Source organism: Tessaracoccus rhinocerotis (assembly GCF_007197885.1).
Taxonomy (GTDB): Bacteria; Actinomycetota; Actinomycetes; order Propionibacteriales; family Propionibacteriaceae; genus Arachnia; species Arachnia rhinocerotis.
The window spans coordinates 364,935-388,762 of the sequence record NZ_VKKG01000002.1 but is presented as its reverse complement, the minus strand read 5'-3'; the positions used below and the strand labels follow the sequence as shown (position 1 = coordinate 388,762).

The following is a 23,828-nucleotide window of genomic DNA, read 5'->3' as shown; positions in this document are numbered from 1 at the left end:
CTTGGCCCGTGCGATTCCTGAACGAGACCCCGGCCCACGACCTGACCTACTCCGACGTGTTCATGGTCCCGGGCCGATCCGACGTCACCTCCCGCCTGGACGTGGACCTCACCTCCACCGACGGCCTCGCCACGCCACTGCCCCTGGTGGCCGCCAACATGACGGCCGTCTCCGGGCGCCGGATGGCCGAGACGATGGCGCGGCGCGGCGGGCTGGCGATCTTCCCGCAGGACATTCCGGCCGACGTGGTGGCCCGCTCCATCTCCAAGGTCAAGGCCGCGCACCCGGTGTTCGACACCCCCATCACCGTCGCCCCCGACACGACCGTGGGCGAGACCCTCACCCTCATCGGCAAGCGCTCCCACGGCGTCGCCGTCGTGGTGCAGCGCGACGAGGTGCTCGGCCTGGTCAGCGCGTCGGACGCCAGGAGCGCGGACCGCTTCGCGCAGGCCAAGGACGTGCTGACCACCGACGTCAGCCTGATGGACGTCGGCGCCAGCCCCGAGGACGTGTTCAACAAGCTCTCCGAGCAGCACCAGAAGGTCGCCGTCGTGGTCGACGGCGGGCGCCTGGTCGGCATCATGAACAGCAAGGGCGCACTGCGATCCAACATCTACTCCCCCGCCCTGGACGAGCAGGGCCGGCTCCGGGCCGGCGTCGCCGTCGGGATCAACGGCGACGTGGCCGCCAAGGCCCGCGCCGCCCTCGAGGCCGGTGCTGACGTGCTGGTGATGGACACCGCGCACGGGCACCAGGAGAAGATGATCGGGGCCCTGCGCGTGGCGCGGGACGTGCGCGACGCCTACGCGGGCGAGACGGGACGCCACGTCCTGGTGGTCGCCGGCAACGTTGTCACCGCACAGGGCACGGTGGACCTGGTGGAGGCCGGTGCGGACATCATCAAGGTCGGCGTCGGCCCCGGTGCCATGTGCACCACGCGCATGCAGACCGGCGTCGGCCGCCCCCAGTTCTCGGCGGTGCTGGAGGCGGCGGGCGCGGCTGCCGAGCTCGGCAAGTCCGTCTGGGCCGACGGCGGGGTCAAGTTCCCCCGCGACGTCGCCCTGGCCCTGGCGGCGGGCGCGGGCTCGGTGATGATCGGGTCCTGGTTCGCCGGGACGCACGAGTCCACCGGCGACCAGTTGTTCGACCACGAGGGCCGCGCGTACAAGGAATCCTTCGGCATGGCCTCGGCCCGCGCCGTGCGGCAGCGCACGCGTGAGCAGTCGGCCTACGACCGGGCCCGGGCGGCCCTCTTCGAGGAGGGCATCTCATCCTCGCGGATGTACCTCGACCCGGCCCGCCCCGGCATCGAGGACCTGCTCGACTGGATCACCTCCGGCGTGCGCTCGTCGGCCACCTACGCGGGTGCCCGCAACCTGACCGAGTTCGCCGAGCGCGCCGTGGTGGGTGTCCAGTCCGGCTCCGGGTTCGAGGAGGGACGGCCCGTGGAGAAGAGCTGGTGAGAGACTTCTTCGGGCTGGACGACTCGTTCGTCCGCCCGATGCCGACGGGCGGTGTCCGAAAGGACGTCGTCGTGGCGCTCGCCCTGATGGTGCTGTCGGTCACCGGCCAGCTGGGCACCAGTTCGCTGCCCGGCTACGAGGACGAGGCCAAGCTGCCCTGGTCCCTGCTTGCCATCGGTCTCGCGGGCGTGCTGATCGCGTTCCGCAGGCGGTTCCCCGTCCTGGTGCTGCTGCTGGCCACCGGAGTCCACTTCCTCGTCGTGGGCCTGCTCATGCCACTGGTCGTCATCCAGCCGGGCATGCAGGTGCTCTACTTCCTCGGCCTCTACTCCGCCATGGCATGGGCCAGGAACCGCGAGGCATTGATGCTCGCCACGCTCGCCGTGCTCCTCGGCATGGCAGCCTGGGTGGGAATCGACATCGCCGGCGGCATCGCGTCGCTGCGCGCCACCGACGAGGACGTCCCGATCCCGCTCGTGGTCTCGCAGGTGCTGGTCAACATCGCCTACTTCGGGGGCGCCACCTGGCTGGGTCGCAACGCCTGGCTGAGGGCCCGCTCCGACCACGAGCTGGCGGAGTCGGAGCAGCTCGTCGAGCAGCAGGCCGGCCAGCTGGCCCGCCAGGCCATCGTCGGGGAGCGCCTGCGGATCGCACGCGAGCTGCACGACTCGGTGGCGCACCACGTCGCCCTCATCGGGGTCCAGGCTGCGGCCGCCCGCCGCGCCATGGAGAGGAGGCCGGAGGCGGCCGCCCAGGCACTGCGCACCGTCGAGGACTCCGCCCGCCAGACGGTCTCGGAGCTCCGCTCCGTCCTGGGCTCCCTGCGCAACCCCGACGAGGACCCGAGCGGCCCCCGGCCCAGCCTCGGCCAGCTGCCCGGGCTGTTCGAGGAGGTCGCCACCCTCGGCCTGGGCGTCGAGCACGACCTGGTCGGCGAGCAGGAGCTCGTCGACCGGTTGACCGTGTCCCAGTCGGCGACCCTCTACCGGGTCGTGCAGGAGGCCCTGACCAACGTGCGCAAGCACTCCACGGCCACCAGCGCCCGAGTGGTGCTGCGCCTCGAGCCCGACATGGTGGAGGTGGAGGTGCTCGACGACGGGCTCCCACGTACGGGAACGGCCGGCGGCGGGCTGGGCCAGGTGGGAATGCGCGAACGGGTGCAGGCGCTCGGCGGCTCCACGGAGATCGGACCCCGGCAGACACGCGGCTACCGCGTGCGCGCCCGGCTCCCCCTGGCTGTCGGGGGCGCCCGGTGATCCGGATCATCCTCGTGGACGACCAGGTCCTCGTGCGCCGGGCGTTCGCGCTGATGCTCAGCGTGGAGGACGACATCGAGCTCGTCGGCGAGTGCGGCACGGGAGCCGAGGCCGTCGAGCTCGCCGCCGCCACCCAGTCCGACATCGTCCTGATGGACATCGAGATGCCCGTCATGGACGGCATCGAGGCAACCCGACGGATCACCTCGACCGACGGTCCCGAGGTCATCGTCCTGACCACCTTCGACCGCGACGACTACCTGTTCGAGGCGCTCAGGGCCGGCGCCGCGGGCTTCCTGCTGAAGAACGCCGAGCCGGAGCGGTTGGTCGAGAGCATCCGCACGGTCGCCGACGGCGGGGCGCTGCTGGCCCCCGAGGTGACACGCCGCGTGATCGTGGAGGCGGTCGCGGGCCGACGCCGCCCGCCCGCCACCAGCCCTCAACTCGAGCGCCTCACCGGCCGGGAGCGGGACGTGCTGGTGCTCGTCGCCCGGGGCCTGTCCAACGCCGAGATCGCCGAGGAGTTGTTCGTCGGCGAGGCCACCGTGAAGACCCACGTGTCCGCCTGTCTGGCCAAGCTCGGCGTCCGCGACCGGGTCCAGGCAGTCATCCACGCCTACGAGAACGGACTCGTCTCTCCCTCCTGAGGAGGAGGCGTTGTCTCCACATCTCACCCGGCTGCCCGATGCCCGGTGCGCCGCCCGGCTGCCATCGTTGTCGGTGGAAGGGAGCACATATGTTGGAGATCAAGAACCTGACCCGACGCTTCGGAGACCTGACCGCGGTCGACGATGTGTCGTTCGAGGTGGATCCGGGCAAGTTCACGGGCTTCGTCGGTGGCAACGGCGCCGGCAAGACCACCACCATGCGTCTGGTGATGGGGCTGCTGCAGCCGAATTCGGGAGAAGTGCTGTGGCACGGAGCGCCCGTGACGGCAGCCGACCGCGCACAGTTCGGTTACATGCCCGAGGAGCGTGGTCTCTATCCCAAGCAACCGGTGCGCAACCAGCTCGTGTACCTGGGCGAGCTCCACGGCATGCCGCACCGCGAGGCACGTGAGGCGGCCGAGCACCTGCTGCGGCGGTTCGGCCTCGGGGAGCGGATGCGCGACAAGCTCGAGAAGCTGTCCCTCGGCAACCAGCAGCGCGTCCAGATCGCCGCCGCGGTCATGGCGAACCCCAAGTGCCTGATCCTCGACGAGCCGTTCAGCGGTCTCGACCCGGACGCCGTGGACGAGATGTTCACCGTGCTCAGCGAGTTCACCGCCCGCGGCGTCCCGGTGCTGTTCTCCTCCCACCAGCTGGACCTGGTGGAGCGGCTGTGCGACGACATCATCATCCTCGCCAAGGGCAGGGTGGTGGCGAACGGCTCGGTCGAGCAGCTGCGCGAGGCCGGGCAGTCGCAGCACCGGATCCGCAGCGAGGTCGACCTGGGCTGGTTGCGCGGTTTCCCCGGCGTCCAGGTCCTGGACCTGGACGGTCGCGAGGCCCACGTGGCGTTCACCGACGTCGCCTCCGAGCAGGCGGTGCTCCACGAGGCCATCAGCCGGGGTGCCGTGCGCGCCTTCGGCCCCACCGTCCGCCCACTGAGCGAGATCTACCGAGAGGTGACCCGATGAAGACCTACACCAAGCCGAGGTTCCCCTGGTGGATCGTCGCGAGGCGCGAGATCATGGCGAAACTCGCCGACAAGGGTTTCTGGATCTCCACGGCCGTGGTGGTGGCACTGATCGGGCTCGGCCTCGGGGCAAGCTTCCTGTTCGCCTCCGCACAGGGCAACATGACCGTCGGTGTGACTGACGAGGCAGGCCGCGAGGTGGTGGCCATAGCCGTGGCGGAGTCGGAGCAGCCCATCGACGTGGTCGAGATGCCCGCCGACGAGTTCGACTCGGCGATCGAGGCCGGGTCCATCGACGCCGGGATCAGCCGGACCGACGATGGCTGGGACCTCGTCGTGGAGAGCATCGAGACCAGCACCGGCGCGATCCAGAGCGCCATCACGAAGTACGTGACCGCCACCAACGCGGAGGCCCTCGGGATCGACCCCGCGGAACTGGAGGTCGGCTCGCAGGTGGAGGTCCGGCTCGCCGGCGAGCAGGTCGCCGACGACGCAGTGGTGGCCCTCGTGACGGGAATGGTGTTCTCCGTCCTGTTCTTCATGTCCGCCATGTTCTACGGACTGCAGATCGCCCAGAGCGTCGTGGAGGAGAAGGAGTCCCGGCTGGTGGAGATCCTCAGCGCCGCTGTGCCCACTCGCGACCTGCTGGTGGGCAAGGCCCTCGGGAACACCATCATGGCGCTGGGTCAGCTGCTCCTGTTCATCGCGATGGGCGCCATCGGGGTCTCCATCACCGAGTTCGGCGCCTTCCTGCCGGTGCTGCTGCCCAACATCGGCTGGTTCGTCCTGTTCTTCGTCGTCGGCTTCGCCGCGCTCAGCACCCTCTGGGCCGCCACTGGTGCGATGGCCACCAGGGTGCAGGACATCAACAACACGACGATGCCACTCATGATGATCCTGATGGTCGTCTACCTGGCCGGCTTCTTCGCCCGTGGGTCGCTCGCCACCGTCCTCAGCTATGTTCCCGTGGTCTCCAGCGTGGTGATGCCCCAGCGGCTCCTGAACGGCACCGCTGGCTGGCTCGACGCCCTGGTCGCGTTGCTGCTGTGCGGGGTCTTCATGGTTTTCAGCATCAGGCTTGGCTCCCTGATCTACCGCCGGGGCCTGATGAAGACCTCCGGCATCCTGAAGCTCGGCGAGTTGTTCTCCAAGGCTTCCTGAGCCGGCACGCAGAAGGACCCGCACCCCGGTCGGGGTGCGGGTCCTTCTCGGTTCGGACGGAGTCCGTCTCGTCAGTGCTTGTAGTCGCCGCGGTAGAACTGGAAGAGCCAGCCCGACAGCGCCCAGACGCCCATGCCCAGACCGAGCAGGCTGATCCACCACTGGCCGGTGCCCGGGCCCAGGAAGATCAGTGCCGCGGTGACGGCGGCCCAGAAGGGCCAGATGCTCGACGGGGCGAAGAAGCCGTACTCGCCGGCGCCCTCGATCACCTCGGCGTCCTTGCGATCCTCCGGGCGGGGGTCGAAGGTGCGCGCGGTGATCGTCAGGTAGGCGGCGATGATGACCCCGAGCAGGGCGGTGAAGCCGAGCGCGAAGGTGCCTGCGATCTCACGGGCGACGATCCAGTAGACCGGAGCGACGATGCCGAAGTAGATCGCGATGAACCAGAATGTCCACTTCTCGGCCCTCACTGCTGCTTACCTCCCCCGAGGAGCTCGAGCTCCTCATCGTCTTCGGACTCCTGCCCGAGCAACTCGGCGAACTCCGCCTCGTCCTCCTCGGCGAGCTCCGGGTGTGCAAGGTCGAACGCCGGGTGCATGGAACGCACGCGCGGCAGCGAGTGGAAGTTGTGGCGCGGCGGCGGGCACGAGGTGGCCCACTCCAGCGAACGGCCCCAGCCCCACGGGTCGTTGACGGTGACCTTCGGGGACTTGCGGGTGATCCACACGTTCCACATGAACGGCAGCATCGAGACGCCCAGCAGGAAGGCTCCGAAGGTGGAGACCTGGTTGAGCAGCGTGAAGCCCTCCCAGGCGCCGTAATCGGCGATCCGTCGCTGCATGCCCTCGACACCCAGCCAGTGCTGGACGAGGAAGGTGGTGTGGAACCCGAAGAACAGGAGCCAGAAGTGCACCTTGCCCCAGGTCTCGTTGAGCATCTTGCCGGTGAACTTCGGCCACCAGTAGTAGAACCCGGAGAACGTGGCGAACACGACGGTGCCGAACACCGTGTAGTGGAAGTGGGCGACGACGAAGTAGGTGTCGGAGACCTGGAAGTCGAGGGTCGGGCTGGCGAGGATGACGCCGGTGAGACCACCGAACAGGAACGTGGTCAGGAAGCCGATCGCGAACAACATCGAGGCCGTGAGCGTGATCGCGCCCCGCCACATGGTTCCGATCCAGTTGAAGAACTTCACGCCGGTCGGGATGGCGATCAGGAACGTCATGAAGGAGAAGAACGGCAGGTTCACCGCGCCGGTGACGAACATGTGGTGGGCCCAGACCGACACCGAGAGCGTGCCGATCGCCAGGGTGGCGAACACGAGGCCGTAGTAGCCGAAGACGGGCTTGCGGCTGAAGGCGCTCAGGACCTCGGTGATGATGCCGAAGAACGGGATCGCGATCACGTAGACCTCGGGATGCCCGAAGAACCAGAACAGGTGCTGCCACAGGATCGGTCCGCCGTTGGCGGCGTCGAACACGTGGCTGCCCAGGATCCGGTCGGACCCGAGCACCAGGAGCGCGGCGGCCAGCACGGGGAACACCATCAGCACCATGATCGAGGTGACCAGGATGTTCCAGCTGAAGATCGGCATGCGGAACATCGTCATGCCCGGTGCCCGCATGCAGATGATGGTGGTGATGAAGTTGACGGCACCCAGGATCGACGAGAAGCCGAGCAGGTAGAGGCCCATCAGCCACATGTCACCGCCCGTGCCCGGCGAGTGGATCGAGTTCGACAGCGGGGCGTAGGCGAACCAGCCGAAGCTGGCGGCGCCGCCCGGGCTCAGGAAGCCGGCGCAGGCGATCAGCGACCCGAACAGGTAGAGCCAGTAGGCGAATGCGTTGACGCGCGGGAAGGCGACGTCGGGTGCACCGAGCTGAAGCGGCAGGATCGCGTTCGCGAAGCCCGCGAACATTGGCGTCGCGAACATCAGCAGCATGATCGTGCCGTGCATCGTGAAGAACTGGTTGAACGTCTCGTAGTTCAGGAACTGGATGCCCGGGTTGGCGAGCTCCGCACGGATGGCCAGCGCCAGGAGGCCGCCGAAGGCGAAGAAGACCATCGTGGTGAAGAAGTACATGTTGCCGATCACCTTGTGGTCGGTGGTCGTCAGGTACTTCATGATGTGTGCGCCCTGCGTGGACTCTGCCGCACGCTGGGCGGGGCGCTCCTCGGCGGAAGTCGCCCGGGCTGCGATGCTGCTCAATGTTCCCCCTCGTTCTCGTACTCGGGAAGGGTGTCCTCGGAGCTGGTGGGAAGCTCCTTGACGCCGGCGTTGCCGCTGGCGGCAAGTTCCTTCACGTATTCGTTGTACTCCTCCTCGGTCACGATGTGGACCTCGAAGAGCATGAGTGAGTGGTAGGTGCCGCACAGCTCGGCACACTTGCCATCGAAGACGCCGAGCTTGGTGGGCGTGACGTCCATCGAGTTCGGGTGACCCGGGACGACGTCGAGCTTGTAGTAGAACGACGGGACCCAGAAGGAGTGGATGACGTCCGGGGAGTTCAGGTTGATCCGGACGGTCTTGTTCAGGGGTAGGTACAGGTCCGGGATCTTCTCCAGGGTGCCCACCTCATGGGCGTCCGTGCCGATCGCCGGATTGTCGGCCTCGTTGTAGTTGAAGGTCCATGACCACTTCTGACCGATCACGTCGATCACGACGTCCGGGTTCGGGGACTGCGCCTTCATCGCGTCGTCGGCGCGCACCGTGTAGAAGAACAGGACGCCGACGATCAGGAACGGCACGAGCGTGTAGAGCAGCTCGAGCGGCAGGTGGTACTTGGTCTGGCGGGGGGCGGAGTTGATGCCCTCCTTGTGGCGGTACCGGATCACGGACCAACCGATCAGACCCCATACGAGTCCGCCGATGATCAGCGACGCGATCCAAGCGCCGACCCACAGGTTTGCCATGTTCGGCGCCTGCGCCGACGCAGCCTCCGGAAGGCCGAAACGAGCCGCCTGCCCGGAGCATCCCGCCAAGAGCCCGAGCGCCCCGACACCACCGAGCGTTGCCACTCGTCGGAGGAGACGTCCGGAGCGGCCCCTGGCACGCCCAAGTTTCCCAGTCACAGGTTGTCTTCCCATCTGCTTGCCACTACTGCCCACACACTAACGTAAAAGCCACCCCGGGGCACCGTTGTGCCGGGCGGGGTGGCATTGTTGGACACGACTGTGTCGTGATCCGGGGATTCCTCAGTGGAAGGAGTCTCCACAGGCGCAGGAACCGGTCGCGTTCGGGTTGTCGATGGTGAAGCCCTGCTTCTCGATCGTGTCGACGAAGTCGATGCTCGCGCCGCCGAGGTAGGGAGCGCTCATCTTGTCCGTGACGACCTTGACGCCGTCGTAGTCCTTCGCCACGTCGCCGTCGAGCGAGCGGTCGTCGAAGTACAGCTGGTACCGGAGCCCGGAGCAGCCACCGGGCTGCACCGCGATGCGCAGGCTCAGGTCGTCGCGGCCCTCACCCTCCAGGAGTGAGCGGATCTTGCTGACGGCGACGTCGGTGAGGACGATGCCGGAGATTTCGGTCTGGGTGTCTGTCACGTTTGCTCCCGGGAGAGAAGTTGAAGCGGGTACGACTCCACAGTGTACGCCCACAATCGGAAACGCAACCCTGGTCTCGGGTGCGTCACCAACGCCAAGTGGTGGCCACCTGCTGCGCGGCGGCGGCGAGCTGCTCCACGGAGGGCACGTCGTCCCCGGCACCCGGCAGCACCGCGTAAGCGGCCTCGATCCCCGCGAGCCTGAGCTCGCGAGCGGACACGAACGTTCGTCCGGCGATGACCACGATGGGGCGCAGCGCACCCTCGGCCAGTTGTGCCAGGCGCTTGACCACGGGTCCGCCGACTGCGTGGAAGTCCAGTTGCGCGGTGCCGGTCACGACGACGTCGGCCCTGGCCATCACCTCGGGTGCCCGGTAGGCCGACAGACACAGCTCCAGGCCGGAGGTCACGGTGCCGCCGAGGGCCTGGACCATGGCTCCCAGCCCACCGAGCGCTCCGGCTCCCGGTGCGAGCGGGTCCGTCCCGATGGCGGCAGCCCACTTCTCCGCGCGGGTGTCCTCGGAGATGGTCTCGGACAGTTCGGCGCCGCGACGGCGGCCCAGTTCGGCGAGCATCCCGGAGAGTCCCGTGAGGGGTGCGTCCGCGCCGTCGTCGGGCACGACGGCCGCGACGGGGCGCCCACCGATTTCGCGTCGCAGCCTCCCGACCACTTCAGGGGTCGCCGCGGCCACGAGTTCCGCCAGCGGCACGGGCGCCAGCCCGGTCAGGTCCAGGTAGAGCGGGCTCTCCCCCGCCACGAGGGATCCCAGCAGCGCGTCCATGTCGGATGCGACGACGAGCTCGGCGGCCGAGTCGATGGTCGAGAGCGCGTCGGCAAGGGCGTCGCCGCCACTCCCGAGAGGAATGACGGCGACCTGGGCACCCTGCTCGGCGAAGGCGGTTGCGATGACCTCCGAGGCGGACCTCGGACCGAGGCCCGCCATGGCGTCGGATGCTACGAGGACTCTCAAGGGCTGGGCTCTTCGGCGGTGCCGGGCTCGACGCCCTCGGCACGCACGACGTCCGCCTCGCCCTCGAAGTTCTCCGCGTCGGGAATCAGCCCGTAGTACTCCGACTGGCTGTCCAGCAGGGCGCGGACCTCCTCGACGGTGGAATCCACGTCTGGCAGGACCAGGTCCGACTCGGCGAGCACCTCATCCGGCACCTCGACGCCGTGGGCGTGCACGCCTTCGACCAGTTCCTCGAGCGCCGCCTTGAGCGCCACGGCATCACCGTCTGCCACGGCCTTTTCCACCGCGGCGTCGATCTCGTTGAGGGCGATCAACTGCTCCGGTTCCATCACCCACTGCCCGCGGCCCAGAATCCTGACGATCATGCCTGGCCCTCCGCCGGTCCCGCCTGCGGGTGGCCCTGCTGGCCCTGGGGGGCCCGTCCCGGCGTCGCCTGCGCCGACGGTGCGTCGATCTGGGCGCGGGGGTCGGGGCCGCCGGTGAGCTGGGCCTTCATGGCCGCGAGCTCGTTCTCGACGGTGGCGTCCGAGGCGAGCGCGTCCAGTTCGCGGGTGATGTCGTCACGCGTGCTGCCGGTGGGGTCCTCGAGGGCGCCGGAGGCCAGCAACTCGTCAACGGCCGAGGCACGCGCCTGCAGCTGCAGGGTCTTGTCCTCGGCCCGCTGGATGGCGAGCCCGACGTCGCCCATCTCCTCCGAGATGCCGGTGAAGGCCTCGTTGATCCGCGTCTGCGCCTCCGCGGCGGAGTAGGTGGCCTTGATCGTCTCCTTGCGGGTGCGGAACGCATCGACCTTCGCCTGGAGGCGGGAACTGGCCCGGACGAGCTTCTCCTCCTCGCCCTGGAGCGCGGAGTGCTGCGTCTGCAGGTCCGCGAGCTGGGTCTGGAGGCCGCTCTTGCGGGTCAGTGCCTCACGGGCGAGGTCCTCACGGTTGGCCTCAAGCGCACGCTGGGCCTGCACTGTGAGCTTTTCGACTTCCTGGTTCATCTTCTGCGCCTGCAGCTCGACGCGCTTTCGGCTGGTGGCCACGTCCGCGACGCCGCGGCGCACGTTCTGCAGCAGGTCGAGCTGGCGCTGGTAGGAGTAGTCCAGGGTTTCCCTCGGGTCCTCGTACTTGTCAAGTACCTTGTTCGTCTTGGTCTTGAACATCAAGGCGATTCGTTCAAAGATGCCTGCCACAGTTTTCCTTCCAGAGCGGTGTGCGGACAACGCTACCCGCTGCACAGCGCACCCGCGAGGGGTGCAACCCTGATTCGACCCGGGTTCGGTCAACTAGACTGTGCCTTTCACGGACCGGAGGAAAATTCATCGTGGGACTGTTCCGCCCTTATGAGCGCACCGACAAGACTTCCAGCACGAAGCGGCTGGACCGGGTCTCGCTGACCCCGAGGACAGAGCCGGTGCAGGAGCCGGAGCGGGCCGATGCCCCCGCCGCGGGTGCCGGTGCCGGCCCCGAGAAGATCGTCGTCCCCCGGCAGCCGCAGAAGAAGGCAGCCCCCACCCGCACGCGCAAGCAGGCCGAGGCCGAGCGGATGGAGCGGCTTCACCCCACTCTGACCCCCAAGGAGCAACGCAAGAAGGACAGGGCCGCCAGGGCCGAGTCGCAGGCCGAGGCGTTCGACCGGCAGGAGCGCTCCCCTGAGCGGGTCCTGCTGCGCAACTTCGTCGACTCCCGCTGGACCATCAACGAGTTCATGCTGCCCGCGATGATCGTGATCATGGCTGCCGTCATGTTCACCACCAGCAACCTTGCCCTGAGCTCCTCCATCGCCCTCGGCCTGTGGGTCCTGATGGGTGCCGCGGTGATCAACACCTTCTTCATGTGGCGCAGCTTCAAGAAGATCCTGGACGAGCGACTCCCGGGCACGCCGAAGCGCGGCCTGCTGATGTACATGTTCAACCGGGCGCTGATGATTCGCCGATTCCGCCGCCCCACCCCGACCATCCCCCGCGGCGGATTCGAATGAGCTACCGCTGGGAGCCGATCTCGGGCGACTACGACGTCGCGGATCTCGCGGCCGGCGGGCTGCTGCCGAAGTTCGAGGACCAGGCCCGGGCCGAGGAGTGGCTCGGCCTGTTCCACACCGACCTGCAGGGCCACGGCGTCGCCGACGTCAGCCTGTTCGAGGAGGACCGGCTCGTCTACGGGCCGATGTCGCTGGACGACTGAGCCTCCGCCGGCACCTCACGCGCGGCCCCGGCAGCGGGGCGCAGCGCCACGAACACTCCGAACGCCGCGGCGAGAGCACCCACGACGATGACGGTCGGGCCCTGCTCGCGCGCGGCAGCGATGCGCTGGTCGTAGGTCTGGAGGCGCTCGGTGCTGGTGTCGTCCCGGGCGTAGTAGGAGCAGGTGTCACCGGGATGCATCTCGACGCCGCGGCAACTCGCCGACGGGGCGACCACGGTGGCCACTCCCCACGCCACCAGCGCCAGGCCTGCCACCACGAAGGCCCACAGGCCAAGACGTCTCATCACGTCGAGCAAGGCTACCCGCCCCACCCTGCGCCGGGCCAGTGAGTAGGCTGGCCGACGTGACTCGAACTCTGCCTGACCTGAAACTGTCCGCCACCATCGAGGCATCGGCCGACGTCGTCGTGCTCGGCCTCGCCGAGACCTCCGGCAGGCCCACACTCGTCGGCGCCACGCCCGAGTTGGAGCGGGCCGCCCGCAAGGCGCTGTCGGAGAAGCTGCTCGACCTCGCCCTCTCGCTGGGCGCCACCACCAAGCTCGGCAGCACCGTCGTGCTTCCCCCGTGCCCGAGGCGGGTCGTCGTGGTGGGCCTGGGTGACGTGGACGTCACCCCGGACCGGCTGCGCCGCGCCACCGGTTGCGCTCTCCGAACCGTCGCCGGCCTGAGCGGCGCCAAGCAGCTCTCCGTGGCGGTCTCCCTCGAGCTGGCGGACCCGGAACTGGTCCAGGCTGCGGCTGAGGGCTCGGCGCTCGGCGCCTACTCCGCGCCCCGGGTCAGCAGGTCCGAACAGCAGGCAGCCGTCGAGGCGATCACCCTCGTTGCCGCCTCCTCCGGCCCTCTCAAGCAGGCCATCTCCACGGCCACCGTGGTCTCGGAGGCGGTCTACCGCGCCCGCGACTGGGTGAACCTCCCCCCGAACGTCCTGTACCCCGAGACCTTCGCGGAGCAGGCCCGCACGGCGTTCAGGGACGAGCGCGTCACCGTCGAGGTGCTGGACGAGAAGGCCCTGGAGAAGGGCGGCTACGGTGGCATCCTCGCGGTGGGTGGCGGCTCGAGCCGCAAGCCGAGGCTGGTGCGGATGCAGTACTCCCCCCGTGGCGCGAAGTTCCACCTGGCGCTGGTGGGCAAGGGCATCACCTTCGACTCCGGCGGCCTCGACATCAAGCCCGCAGGCGGCATGGCCGGCATGAAGTTCGACATGTCGGGTGCGGCCGCCGTCATCTCGGCGGTCAAGGCGATCGCGGCGCTGGGGCTGAGGATCAAGGTCACTGGCTACGCGGCGATGGCGGAGAACATGCCGTCGGGGTCCGCCTACCGCTCCGGCGACGTCCTGACGATGTTCGACGGCCAGACCGTGGAGAACTACAACACCGACGCCGAGGGCCGGCTGGTGATGGCCGACGCCATCGGCCGGGCCGCACTCGACCAGCCCGACATGATCGTCGACGTCGCAACCCTCACCGGCGCGTGCATGGTGGCGCTGGGCATGCGGATCGCTGGGTTGATGGCCTCCGACGACGAAACCGCTGACCGGGTCCTGGACGCGGCCGAGGCGGCCGGCGAGGAGTTCTGGCAGCTGCCCATCACCGACGACGTGCGAGAGCAGTTGAAGTCGGACATCGCCGACTTCCGTTCCGGGGGAAAGAACCGCTGGGGCGGTGCGCTGCACGCCGCGGCCTTCCTGCAGCGGTTCGTGCCCGACGGCGTGACCTGGGCCCACCTCGACATCGCGGGGCCGGCGAACAACGAGGACGCCCCCCACGGATACACACCCAAGGGTGGCACGGGTGTCGCGGTGCGCACGCTGGTGGCGCTGGCCACCCAGCTGGCGGCTCAGTAGACGATGCGACGTGCGGCGCGGCGCTTGTCCGCGCCGTAGTCGCGCATGCGCTGCGGGTACGGCACGACTCCCGCGTCGTAGGCCGGGAGGTCGTGGTCCGCGGCGAACTCGTAGCCGTAGTCCACCGACGGGATGGCCCGTCGGGTGGACTCGCCGTCGGCGGCCACCAGCAGGATGGACGGCTTGTTGAAACTGGTGGGCTGCTCGAGCCACGCCTCGACGCCGCGGCGGCTCCTCACGAACTGGGACAGGTGCTCACGCAGGCCGTCGGGGACCTCGCGGGACTCCCGATCGGCCTGTGCCTGCTGTTTGCGTCGTCTGAACCATCCCACGCAGCCAGTATGCCCGTCTGGTCAGTTGCCGGTGCGCGGAAGGCCCGGCATTGCACGTCGCTGACCGGCCGGCGTCGCCGCAGAGGTGGCCGACGGCGTGGCCGTGGCGGTGCGGGTCGGGCTGGTGCTGGGCTCCGGAGCCGCTGCCGGGGTCGAGGTCGCCGCTGACGTGGCCGACGGCGTCGGCGTGGGGCTCGGGCTGGGCGTCGGGGTCGGGGTCGGGGTCGGCTCGGGTTCCTCGCAGATGTAGAGCTCGGCCGCGACGAACAAGTCGCCCGAGACCACGTCCAGCGCGTAGGTGCCGCACTCCAGTTCCGCGGGGAAGGTGACCACCCCGCTGACGCTGCGGTCCTCGCGGGCGGTCCCGAGCGGGGAGGTGAACAGGAGCTCGGCTCCCCCCGCGGCATAGAGCTCGACCGAGACCAGGCTGCTTGCGGGGAAGTCCCCGGCCGTGAAGGTCACCGGGGAGCCGACGGTGAACTCCTCGGGCTCGGCGGTGAGCCAGCTGCCGTAGACGTAGACGTTCTGGCGGGACTGCGTCGGAGCCTCCTGCGACCCCGCCGCCGGCAGGCAGTCCGCACCCACCTGCACCGTGACGCCCCGGCCTCCGGCAGCCAGCGGGAAGGAGTCGTGGAAGACGGGCACGGTCATCGGGAGGGTCTCGTCGGCGACGACGATGCTGCGGCCCTCCTGCTCGGAGCCGTCGAAGACCACCAGCTCGGCCCCGACGGAACAGCCACTGATGGTCATGCTGGTCTCGCCGCCCGGCAGGATCTCCGTGGCGGCGAGCTCGACCACCACGGGGGCCGCGGTGGCCACCTGCACGGCCCCCACGAAGGACGCCGAGGCGGCGAGGACCGTGACGAGAGCCAGCACAGTCGGCCTTCCGACGAACGACTTCACGGCGATCAACTCCATCCGCATCCACGCAGGGCGCTGCCCGGGCATCCTAGTACGGCAGGAGGTCACCGGAGGCACCACGACTGCACCGCGTGCCAGACTGGGCCCATGACTGAACGCCACGACGTCGCCATCCTGGGAGCCGGCTCGGCCGGATACGCCACCGCGCTGCGCGCCGCCCAACTGGGACTCGGCGTGGTGATGGTGGACCGCGGACCGGTGGGCGGCACCTGCCTGCACCGTGGCTGCATCCCGACCAAGGCCTGGCTGCACGCCGCCGACGTCCGCCGGACGGTGGCGGCCGCCCCCTCCTTCGGAATCAGCGCGCAGGGCGGCGACGTCGACGCGGCCCGGGTCCGGGAGTACGCGGAGCAGGTGGTCGGAGGGCTGCACAAGGGACTCGAGGGACTGCTGCGTTCCCGGAACGTCGAGGTGGTCCCCGGCGACGGGCGCCTTGTCGTGGACGAGCTCGGGCCCGGGATCGACCTCGACGGCTCCATCCTGCGCGCCCGCAACATCGTGGTGGCAACCGGCGCCGAGCCGGTCACGCTCGGCCTGCCGGTGGACGGGGAACGCATCATCACCAGCGAGCACGCACTCCGGCTGCAGCGGCTGCCGCGACGTGCAGTCGTCATCGGCGGCGGCGTCATCGGAGTCGAGTTCGCGTCCATGTGGAACGACCTCGGTGTCGAGGTCACCCTCGTCGAGGCCCTCCCCCGCCTCCTACCGACGGAGGAGCCCGACCTCAGCGAGATCCTCGCCCGGCAACTGGGGCGGCGCGGCATCGACCTCCGGCTCGGGGCGGCCGTCGAGGGCGCCCGGGCCACGGACGACGGCGTCGAGGTCACCGTCGGCGGCGAGGCGCTGTCGTCGGACCTGGTGCTGGTGGCCGTCGGGCGACGCCCCAACGTCGCACCGGTGGCCGAGACGGAACTGCGCCTGGACGGGGCCCACGTCGCCGTCGACGAGTTCCTCGCCACCTCGCAGCGCGGCGTGTTCGCCGTCGGTGACCTGGTCAAGGGGCCCCAGCTGGCGCACCGCGGCTACGCGCACGGCATGTTCGTGGCGGAGCGGATCGCGCAGCTCGAGGGCAGGTTCCCCGGTGTTCCCGTCCTGCCCAAGGATCGCGACATCGCCCGCATCACGTACTCCTCCCCCCAGGTGGCCTCGGTGGGAATGACCACGGAGCAGGCGCGCTCCGTCGGGGAGGTCGAGACCGCCGATTTCCACCTGCGCGGCAACGGTCGCGCCCTCATCCTGCGCGCACCGGGCGAGAGGGAACCGGGCCTGGTTCGCATCATCCGCCGCAAGGGGGGCGAGATCGTAGGGGTGCATGCCATCGGCGACGACGTGGCGGAACTGATCACCGAGGGCGCCCTGCTCGTCAACTGGCGGGCCACTCCGGAGGACGTGCGCGACGTCGTCCACCCACACCCGACCCTCGGTGAAGCGCTCGCCGAGGCCAACCTCCAGCTGGCCGGGGCCGCGCTGCACATGCACGGCTGAGGCGGGCTAGTCTAGGAACCGAACGCCAGACAAAGCTCAGCGAAGGAGCCACATACCCATGTCCACCGAAGTAAGCCTGCCGGCCCTGGGCGAGTCCGTGACCGAAGGCACCATCTCCCGCTGGCTGAAGGCGGTTGGGGACACCGTCGAGGTCGACGAACCGTTGCTCGAGGTCTCGACGGACAAGGTTGACACCGAGATCCCCTCCCCCGTCGCCGGGGTGCTGCTGGAGATCCGGTTCGACGAGGACGACGTGGCCCAGGTCGGTGACGTCCTGGCCGTCGTCGGGGACGCCGCCGAGTCCGGGTCCTCGGACTCCGGCTCCGACGACGCCGCCGCTGAGGAGCCTGCTGACGAAGCACCCGCCGAGGACGCACCAGCCGAGGCAGCACCCACTGAGGAGGCAACCCCGGCCGAGGCCCCAGCAGAGAAGGCGCCGGCGTCCACCGGCGAGTCCACCGAGGTCACGCTGCCCGCGCTGGGCGAGTCCGTGACCGAGGGCACCATCTCCCGCTGGCTCAAGGAGGTCGGCGACGCCGTCGAGGTGGACGAGCCGCTGCTCGAGGTATCGACCGACAAGGTCGACACCGAGATCCCCTCCCCCGTCGCCGGAACCCTGCTGGAGGTTCGCTTCAACGAGGACGACGTGGCCCAGGTGGGCGACGTCCTCGCCGTCGTCGGTGAAGCTGCCACCTCCGAGCAGGAGTCTCCTGCCGCTCCCGAGCCGGAACCCGAGCCCGAGCCCGCGCCGGAACCCGAGCCCGAGCCCGAGCCGGAACCCGAGCCGGAGCCGGAGAAGGCAGCGCCCGCACCGGAGCCGAAGCAGGCTCCGGCTCCCGCCGAGAAGCCCGAGCAGTCCGAGGCCGTGAAGGCGGCCGTGGCTCGCCGGGCGGCCGAGGCCGAGGGCGACGCCACCTACGTGACCCCGCTGGTGCGCAAGCTCGCCAAGGAGCACGGCGTCGACCTGTCGGGACTGACCGGCACCGGTGTCGGCGGCCGCATCCGCAAGCAGGACGTGCTCGCCGCCGCCGAGGCCGCGAAGAAGTCGGCCGCCGAGCCGGCAGCCGCTCCGGCTGCGGAGAAGGCACCCGCAGCCGCACCGGCGGCCAAGGCAGCCGCACCTGTCGACACCGCCAAGCGTGGCAAGACCGAGAAGCTCAGCCGGATGCGCAAGGTGATCGCCAGCCGCATGGTGGCCTCGCTGCAGGGCTCGGCCCAGCTCACCGCGACGGTCGAGGTGGACCTGACCTCCATCAGCCGGATCAGGGCGCAGGTGAAGGACGACTTCAAGAAGCGCGAGGGAGCCTCGCTGTCCTACCTGCCGTTCATCACGGCCGCCGTGGTCGAGGCCCTCAAGCAGTTCCCGGTCGTGAACGCCACCATCGACACCGATGAGGGCACTGTCACCTACCACGACGTCGAGAACATCGGCCTCGCGGTGGACACCGAGCGCGGACTGATGGTCCCGGTGATCAAGGACGCCGGAGACCTGAACCTCACCGGCCTGGCCAAGAAGATCGGCGACCTGGCGAAGCGCACGCGGGACGGGAAGGTCGGCCCCGACGACCTGTCCGGCGGCACCTTCACCATCACCAACTACGGCTCGGCCGGAACGCTGTTCGACACGCCGATCATCAACCTGCCCGAGGCCGCGATCCTCGGCACCGGTGCGCTCGTGAAGCGCCCCGTGGTCGTGATCGACAAGTTCGGCGGCCAGACGATCGCGATCCGCGACATGATGTACCTCTCGCTCAGCTACGACCACCGCCTCATCGACGGCGCGGACGCGGCTCGGTTCCTGTCGGCCGTCAAGGCCCGCCTGGAAGAGGGAGACTTCGGCAGCGAGTTCGGCCTCTGAGCCCAGCTCCACCGTCGATGGGCGGCAGTCGGTTCACGCCGGCTGCCGCCCTCTGCGTCCCACCCGGGACACGGCGCTGGCAACGAACATCGCCACCGCGGTCCACACCAGCACGAACCCCACCCACCGCTGGGCGGGCATCGGCTCGTCGAAGACGAGCCAGCCGAGCACGAACTGCCCGATGGGCGCGATGTACTGGATCATCCCCAGCGTGACGAGGCGCAGTCGCCTGGCGCCGGCCGCGAACAACAGCAGCGGGACTGCCGTGATCGGGCCCGCCAGGTACATCAACCAGCCGTAGGCCGTGCCCGGGTCGGCGGTGGAGCCCCCGGCCAACCCCAGCCACACCAGGTAGGCCATCATCACCGGCGTCACCGCGGCCGTCTCCACCCCGAGACCGACCAGGGCCGGCACCTTGGCCCCGACCTGCTTCTTGATCAGTCCGTAGACACCGAACGTGCCCGCCACGCCGAAGGCGATCCACGGCACCTGGCCGTAGCCCACGATCAGGACCGCGCACGCGAGCGTGCCCACGGCGAAGGCCACCCACTGCACCCGGCTCAGGCGCTCCCCCAGCACGGCGACGCCCAGCACCGCGGCCACCAGCGGGTTGATGAAGTAGCCAAGTGCTGCGTCCAGCGTGCGTCCCGAGTTCACCCCGACGACGTAGAACGTCCAGTTCGCGGTCACCAGGACTCCGGCGAGGGCGAGCGTCCAGGTGGCGCGCCGGTTGGACAGCACGGCGCGCACCGCTCGCCACTGCCGCCCGACGGCAAGCAGCAGGACGCAGAACAGCAGCGAACACACCACCCGGTAGCCGATGATCTCCAGGGCCGGCGAGTCCTCCAGCAGTTTGAAGTACAGCGGGAACAGCGCCCACAGCAGGTAGGCACCACCGCCGTAGAGCAACCCCTTGTCCATGGGTGCATCCTCGTCCCTGCGCGGACCCGAACACCAATCCGGGGCTCCCGGGACCGGGGCTACGATGGCGAGGTGACGTTGACCTACGAGTACCTGGGACTGGGACGAGAGCCGTCGCTGACTGACTACCGCGAGGTCTGGGACTACCAGCGCGAAATACACGCCCAGGTCGCGGCCGACCTCCGGCCGGGGCACGTCATCCTCAACGAGCACATGCCCGTGTACACGGCCGGACGCCGGACCGAGCCGCAGGAGCGTCCCTTCGACGGCACCCCCGTGGTGGACGTGGACCGCGGCGGACGGATCACCTACCACGGGCCCGGCCAACTCGTCGGCTACCCCATCGTCCACCTTGCCGACGGCGTCGGCGTCGTTGACCACGTGCGTCGCCTCGAGGCAGCCGTCATCGAGCTCCTGGAGGGCTACGGCCTGGCACCCCGCAGGGTGGAGGGGCGCACGGGCGTCTGGTTCGACGCCGACGGCGAGCGTCCCGAACGCAAGATCTGCGCCATCGGGGTCCGGGTGGCAAGGCGCACGACGATGCACGGCTTCGCCCTCAACGTGCAGCCCAGCACCACCCGTTTCGCGAACATCATCCCTTGCGGGATCGCGGACGCGGGCGTGACCTCCGTCGTCGAGGAGGCCCCGGGTGAGTGGACGGTGGCTGGCGTCGCGGCGGACCTGGAGCCACTGCTCACCAGGCACCTGAGTGGCGAGCTGGCCCCCGGCCGCGGCGCGGGTGCGGCAGGGTAGGGTGGCTGGCGTGACAGTGAAACCAGAAGGCCGTCGTCTCCTCCGCGTCGAAGCGAAGAACTCGGAGACTCCGATCGAGCGCAAACCCTCCTGGATCCGGACCACCGCCAAGATGGGCCCCAACTACAAGGACCTGCAGAACATCGTCAACGAGGGCGACCTGCACACCGTGTGCCAGGAGGCCGGCTGCCCCAACATCTACGAGTGCTGGGAGGACCGGGAGTCCACGTTCCTCATCGGAGGTGACCAGTGCACCCGTCGCTGCGACTTCTGCCAGATCACCTCCGCCAAGCCGGAGGGCTACGACCCCGCCGAGCCGATGCGCGTCGCCCGCTCGGTGAAGAAGATGGGGCTGCGCTACGCAACGGTGACCGGTGTGTGCCGTGACGACCTCCCCGACGAGGGCGCCTGGCTCTACGCGGAGACGATCCGCCAGATCCACTCGGTGAACCCGGGCGTCGGCGTCGAGATGCTGGCGCCGGACTTCTCGGGGCGACGGGAGCTCCTCCAGCAACTCTTCGACGCCCGCCCCGAGGTGTTCGCCCACAACGTGGAGACCGTGCCGCGGATCTTCAAGCGGATCCGTCCCGGCTTCCGCTACGACCGCTCCCTCGAGGTGCTGCAGTGGTCGCGCGACGAGGGCCTCGTGACCAAGTCCAACCTGATCCTGGGCATGGGCGAGACCCGCGAGGAGATCTCGCAGGCGCTGCAGGACCTCCACGACGCAGGCACCGAACTGATCACCATCACCCAGTACCTGCGCCCGAACGCGACGCTGCACCCGATCGACCGCTGGGTCCGCCCCGAGGAGTTCGAGGAGCTGGAGCAGGAGGCCACGGAGATCGGATATTCTGGAGTGCTGTCCGGGCCGCTGGTCCGCTCGTCCTACCGAGCTGGACGCCTGTACCGGACCGCGATGGGTGCCCGCAACGAGAAGAGTATTTGGGAGAGCTGATGGCAAGCGAGAAGGCCAAGGAACTGGCGGCCCGGCAGAAGGCCGAGGCAAGGGCCGAGAAGCTGCGCAGGAAGAACTCCACCGACCCCGCGGACTGGGGGCAACTGCGCCAGATCCGCGAGTCCTACAAGGTCACCGCGCAGCACGACAAGCCCCTGCCCTGGATCCTCCTGGGTGCGGGACTGGGTACGGCCGCGGTGTTCGTGGTCATCGGCCTGTTCGTTCCGCCGTGGTGGATGTGGCTGGTCACCGGGCTGATGGCCGGCCTGCTGGTGGCCATGCTGATCTTCGTGCGCCGCGCCAAGGGCGCCGCCTACAAGCGCTACGAGGGCCAGGCCGGTTCCGCCGAGGTCGCGCTGCAGATGCTGCCCAAGAAGTGGTCCTACACCCCGGTGATCACCGCCACCCGGAACCGCAACTCGGTGGACGTCATCCACCGCGCGATCGGCCCCGGCGGGTTGATCCTGATCGGAGAGGGCGACGCGAAGGCGCTGAAGGCCCAGCTCGCCAGCGAGAAGCGCAAGCACGAGCAGGTCTCCTACGGCGTCGTGGTCCAGGTGGTCCAGATGGGCAAGGGCGCCGGCCAGGTGCCGCTGGACAAGCTCGTGGACCACATCAAGAAGCTCCCCAAGCAGCTCAGCCCGGCCAAGGTCGTCGAGGTGCAGGCCCGACTGCGCGCCCTCGACGCGATGCGCCCGAAGCTGCCCATCCCGAAGGGCCCGCTCAGCACCAAGGGCTCCCGCCAGGCCATGCGCGGCCGCTGATCAACAAGTGGCGAACCTCGTAAACCTGGAATCCGTCACCCACGGCTTCGGAACCCGCACCCTGCTAGACGGGGTCTCCCTCGGGATCGCCGCCGGTGAGGTGATCGGCGTCGTCGGACGCAACGGCGACGGCAAGTCCACCCTCCTGCGAATCCTCACCGGCCAGTTGGAGCCCGACGAGGGCCGCGTCACCATCTCCAACTCCGTGTCCATCGGCGTCCTCGGGCAGCAGCACGTCGGCGTCCCCGGCGAGACGGTCCGCAAGGTCCTGCTGGACGACGCGCCGGACCACGTCTGGGCGGCCGTGCCGCAGCGTCGGCTGCTCGTGCACACCCTGCTCGCCGGCATCGAGCTCGACCGTCCCATCGAGACCCTCTCCGGCGGCGAGCGTCGGCGCGTCGGCCTCGCCGAGGTGCTGATGGGCCACCACGACCTGATCGTGCTCGACGAGCCCACCAACCACCTCGACGTCGAGGCCGTCTCGTTCCTTGCGGAGTACCTCGCCGAGCGCACGCGGGCGGGCCTGGCCATGCTCGTCGTCAGCCACGACCGCTGGTTCCTCGATGCCGTGTGCAACCACATCTGGGAGGTGCACGACGGGGTCGTCGACGCCTACGACGGCGGCTACGCCGCCCATGTCCTGGCGCGGGTGGAGCGGCAGCGCCAGGCGGCCTCGAACGAGGCCCGCCGCAAGAACCTCGCCCGCAAGGAACTCGCCTGGCTCCGGCGGGGGGCCCCGGCCCGCACGTCGAAGCCGAAGTTCCGCATCGACGCGGCTGAGCAGCTCATCAGTGACGTCCCGCCCGCACGCGACAAGCTGGGTCTGGAGAAGTTCGCGATCAGCCGCCTCGGCAAGGACGTCTTCGACCTCACGAACGTCGTCTACCGCGCGGGCGAGCGCACCCTGCTGGACCACCTGACGTGGTCGATCGGCCCCGGTGACCGGATCGGTCTGGTGGGCGTCAACGGCGCCGGCAAGACCTCCCTGCTGGAGTTGCTCGTCGGAACCCGCGACGTGGACGGCGGCAAGATCAAGCGCGGCAAGACCCTGCGGGTGGGGTACCTCTCGCAGGCCGTCGGTGAACTCGACGACAGTGACACCGTGCTGGGTTCGGTGACCCGCCTGAAGCAGGAGACCAAGCTCGCCACCGGCCGCGACGCGAGCGCCGGGAACCTGCTCGAGGACTTCGGGTTCACCGGCGACAAGCTCGTCACCCGAATCGGGGAACTCTCCGGCGGTGAGCGCCGTCGCCTCCAGTTCCTGCGGATCCTCCTGGAGGAGCCCAACGTCCTGATCCTGGACGAACCCACCAACGACCTGGACATCGACACCCTCAACGTCATCGAGGACTACCTCGACACCTGGCCCGGCACCCTGATCGTCGTGAGCCACGACCGGTACTTCCTGGAGCGGGTCACCGACGTCAGCTACGCACTGCTCGGGGACGGCTCCTGCGTGCTGCTGCCGGGCGGCGTCGACGAGTACCTCGCCCGCCGTCGGGTCGCCGAGGCGAACGCGGCGGCCGCCGAACAGGCCGCCGGTCCGAGGAAGCGCTCGAGCTCCGCGGAGGACAGGCAACGCAAGAAGGAACTCTCCCGGCTCGAGTCACAGCTGGGGAAGGTGGAGGCGGAGATCGAGCGGATCCACGTCGCCATGGCCGCGGCCGCCAGCGACTACGAGTCGCTCGGCGCGCTCGACGCCGACCTCAGGGCCGCCGAGACCCGCAAGGACGAGCTCGAGGAAGCGTGGCTCGAGGCCGCCGAGGACTGAGCGCCGACCGGGCCACCGGCGAATGC

The 23,828-nt window shown here is 69.3% G+C and carries 25 protein-coding genes; 14 read left to right on the top strand and 11 right to left on the bottom strand.

The genetic code is table 11. From position 1 onward, the window contains the following. Window positions 1-8 precede the first annotated feature (8 nt). The 5 genes from FOJ82_RS06950 (at window position 9) to FOJ82_RS06930 (ending at window position 5,497) form a co-directional block, all read left to right on the top strand. Window positions 9-1,463, top strand: coding sequence for a GuaB1 family IMP dehydrogenase-related protein (locus FOJ82_RS06950; protein WP_143937731.1), 1,455 nt, complete (start codon window positions 9-11; stop codon window positions 1,461-1,463). Next, complete coding sequence (locus FOJ82_RS06945; RefSeq protein ID WP_221933056.1) at window positions 1,460-2,719, top strand: sensor histidine kinase; 1,260 nt, start codon at window positions 1,460-1,462, stop codon at window positions 2,717-2,719. Before FOJ82_RS06950 ends, FOJ82_RS06945 begins: the two co-directional genes overlap by 4 nt. Beyond that, window positions 2,719-3,366: a response regulator gene (locus tag FOJ82_RS06940; protein ID WP_221933072.1), complete on the top strand. Its 648-nt coding sequence runs from the start codon at window positions 2,719-2,721 to the stop codon at window positions 3,364-3,366. Before FOJ82_RS06945 ends, FOJ82_RS06940 begins: the two co-directional genes overlap by 1 nt. A gap of 89 nt (window positions 3,367-3,455) precedes the next feature. Beyond that, window positions 3,456-4,337: an ABC transporter ATP-binding protein gene (locus FOJ82_RS06935; protein ID WP_143937730.1), complete on the top strand. Its 882-nt coding sequence runs from the start codon at window positions 3,456-3,458 to the stop codon at window positions 4,335-4,337. Further along, window positions 4,334-5,497 carry an ABC transporter permease gene (locus tag FOJ82_RS06930; protein ID WP_143937729.1) on the top strand — a complete coding sequence of 388 codons (1,164 nt, stop codon included), beginning with the start codon at window positions 4,334-4,336 and terminating at the stop codon, window positions 5,495-5,497. Before FOJ82_RS06935 ends, FOJ82_RS06930 begins: the two co-directional genes overlap by 4 nt. 71 nt (window positions 5,498-5,568) lie before the next feature. Here FOJ82_RS06930 and FOJ82_RS06925 read toward each other — a convergent pair whose 3' ends face one another. The 7 genes from FOJ82_RS06925 to FOJ82_RS06895 form a co-directional block, all read right to left on the bottom strand. Continuing rightward, window positions 5,569-5,967: a cytochrome c oxidase subunit 4 gene (locus tag FOJ82_RS06925; RefSeq protein ID WP_143937728.1), complete on the bottom strand. Its 399-nt coding sequence runs from the start codon at window positions 5,965-5,967 to the stop codon at window positions 5,569-5,571. Then, entirely contained in the window at window positions 5,964-7,706 is a 1,743-nt protein-coding gene (ctaD, locus tag FOJ82_RS06920) for an aa3-type cytochrome oxidase subunit I (RefSeq protein ID WP_425472487.1), read from the bottom strand. Before ctaD ends, FOJ82_RS06925 begins: the two co-directional genes overlap by 4 nt. Beyond that, window positions 7,703-8,584, bottom strand: a complete 882-nt coding sequence (gene ctaC / locus FOJ82_RS06915) for an aa3-type cytochrome oxidase subunit II (RefSeq protein WP_143937727.1) — start codon at window positions 8,582-8,584, stop codon at window positions 7,703-7,705. The genes ctaD and ctaC overlap by 4 nt, the downstream gene beginning before the upstream one ends. Before the next feature lie 108 nt (window positions 8,585-8,692). Further along, complete coding sequence (locus tag FOJ82_RS06910; protein ID WP_143937726.1) at window positions 8,693-9,040, bottom strand: HesB/IscA family protein; 348 nt, start codon at window positions 9,038-9,040, stop codon at window positions 8,693-8,695. An 85-nt stretch (window positions 9,041-9,125) separates the two neighbouring features. Beyond that, complete coding sequence (locus FOJ82_RS06905; RefSeq protein ID WP_143937725.1) at window positions 9,126-9,983, bottom strand: glycerate kinase; 858 nt, start codon at window positions 9,981-9,983, stop codon at window positions 9,126-9,128. Window positions 9,984-10,006: 23 nt separating this feature from the next. Next, window positions 10,007-10,375 carry a PspA-associated protein PspAA gene (gene pspAA, locus FOJ82_RS06900; RefSeq protein ID WP_185975662.1) on the bottom strand — a complete coding sequence of 123 codons (369 nt, stop codon included), beginning with the start codon at window positions 10,373-10,375 and terminating at the stop codon, window positions 10,007-10,009. Beyond that, entirely contained in the window at window positions 10,372-11,187 is an 816-nt protein-coding gene (locus FOJ82_RS06895; RefSeq protein WP_143937724.1) for a PspA/IM30 family protein, read from the bottom strand. The genes pspAA and FOJ82_RS06895 overlap by 4 nt, the downstream gene beginning before the upstream one ends. Before the next feature lie 131 nt (window positions 11,188-11,318). Between FOJ82_RS06895 and FOJ82_RS06890 the strand changes: the two genes are divergently transcribed. Both FOJ82_RS06890 and FOJ82_RS06885 read left to right on the top strand, forming a co-directional pair. Then, the gene (locus FOJ82_RS06890) at window positions 11,319-11,975 is read left to right on the top strand and encodes a DUF3043 domain-containing protein (RefSeq protein ID WP_143937723.1); all 657 of its coding nucleotides are present in this window, start codon (window positions 11,319-11,321) and stop codon (window positions 11,973-11,975) included. Then, window positions 11,972-12,178, top strand: coding sequence for a hypothetical protein (locus tag FOJ82_RS06885; protein ID WP_143937722.1), 207 nt, complete (start codon window positions 11,972-11,974; stop codon window positions 12,176-12,178). The genes FOJ82_RS06890 and FOJ82_RS06885 overlap by 4 nt, the downstream gene beginning before the upstream one ends. Here the strand turns inward: FOJ82_RS06885 and FOJ82_RS06880 are convergent. Continuing rightward, the gene (locus FOJ82_RS06880) at window positions 12,151-12,486 is read right to left on the bottom strand and encodes a hypothetical protein (RefSeq protein ID WP_143937721.1); all 336 of its coding nucleotides are present in this window, start codon (window positions 12,484-12,486) and stop codon (window positions 12,151-12,153) included. The genes FOJ82_RS06885 and FOJ82_RS06880 overlap by 28 nt on opposite strands. Window positions 12,487-12,542: 56 nt before the next feature. Here FOJ82_RS06880 and FOJ82_RS06875 point away from each other — a divergent pair, with 56 nt between their 5' ends. After that, a complete protein-coding gene (locus FOJ82_RS06875; RefSeq protein WP_143937720.1) occupies window positions 12,543-14,042 on the top strand; it encodes a leucyl aminopeptidase in 1,500 nt (499 codons plus the stop codon). Here the strand turns inward: FOJ82_RS06875 and FOJ82_RS06870 are convergent. Next, entirely contained in the window at window positions 14,036-14,374 is a 339-nt protein-coding gene (locus FOJ82_RS06870; RefSeq protein ID WP_143937719.1) for a hypothetical protein, read from the bottom strand. The two genes, FOJ82_RS06875 and FOJ82_RS06870, sit on opposite strands and share 7 nt — an antisense overlap. Window positions 14,375-14,395: 21 nt before the next feature. Beyond that, window positions 14,396-15,292, bottom strand: coding sequence for a hypothetical protein (locus tag FOJ82_RS06865; RefSeq protein WP_143937718.1), 897 nt, complete (start codon window positions 15,290-15,292; stop codon window positions 14,396-14,398). A gap of 90 nt (window positions 15,293-15,382) precedes the next feature. Here FOJ82_RS06865 and FOJ82_RS06860 point away from each other — a divergent pair, with 90 nt between their 5' ends. Together FOJ82_RS06860 and sucB are read left to right on the top strand one after the other, a co-directional pair. Further along, complete coding sequence (locus FOJ82_RS06860) at window positions 15,383-16,780, top strand: dihydrolipoyl dehydrogenase (protein WP_143937717.1); 1,398 nt, start codon at window positions 15,383-15,385, stop codon at window positions 16,778-16,780. Window positions 16,781-16,838: 58 nt separating this feature from the next. Further along, window positions 16,839-18,638: a 2-oxoglutarate dehydrogenase, E2 component, dihydrolipoamide succinyltransferase gene (gene sucB / locus FOJ82_RS06855; RefSeq protein WP_143937716.1), complete on the top strand. Its 1,800-nt coding sequence runs from the start codon at window positions 16,839-16,841 to the stop codon at window positions 18,636-18,638. A gap of 33 nt (window positions 18,639-18,671) precedes the next feature. Here sucB and rarD read toward each other — a convergent pair whose 3' ends face one another. After that, the gene (gene rarD, locus FOJ82_RS06850; protein WP_143937715.1) at window positions 18,672-19,559 is read right to left on the bottom strand and encodes an EamA family transporter RarD; all 888 of its coding nucleotides are present in this window, start codon (window positions 19,557-19,559) and stop codon (window positions 18,672-18,674) included. Window positions 19,560-19,631: 72 nt separating this feature from the next. On the opposite strand from rarD, the gene lipB reads away from it, so the two are divergent. Genes lipB through FOJ82_RS06830 form a run of 4 tightly spaced genes read left to right on the top strand, consistent with a single transcriptional unit; the run spans window position 19,632 to window position 23,802 of the window. Continuing rightward, window positions 19,632-20,312 (top strand): lipoyl(octanoyl) transferase LipB, encoded by a 681-nt coding sequence (gene lipB / locus FOJ82_RS06845; RefSeq protein WP_246099787.1) that lies wholly within the window; start codon window positions 19,632-19,634, stop codon window positions 20,310-20,312. 10 nt (window positions 20,313-20,322) lie between these two features. Continuing rightward, complete coding sequence (gene lipA / locus FOJ82_RS06840) at window positions 20,323-21,267, top strand: lipoyl synthase (protein WP_143937713.1); 945 nt, start codon at window positions 20,323-20,325, stop codon at window positions 21,265-21,267. Then, window positions 21,264-22,031 (top strand): DUF4191 domain-containing protein, encoded by a 768-nt coding sequence (locus FOJ82_RS06835; protein WP_143937992.1) that lies wholly within the window; start codon window positions 21,264-21,266, stop codon window positions 22,029-22,031. The genes lipA and FOJ82_RS06835 overlap by 4 nt, the downstream gene beginning before the upstream one ends. Before the next feature lie 7 nt (window positions 22,032-22,038). Further along, window positions 22,039-23,802, top strand: a complete 1,764-nt coding sequence (locus FOJ82_RS06830) for an ABC-F family ATP-binding cassette domain-containing protein (RefSeq protein WP_143937712.1) — start codon at window positions 22,039-22,041, stop codon at window positions 23,800-23,802. Window positions 23,803-23,828 lie beyond the last annotated feature (26 nt).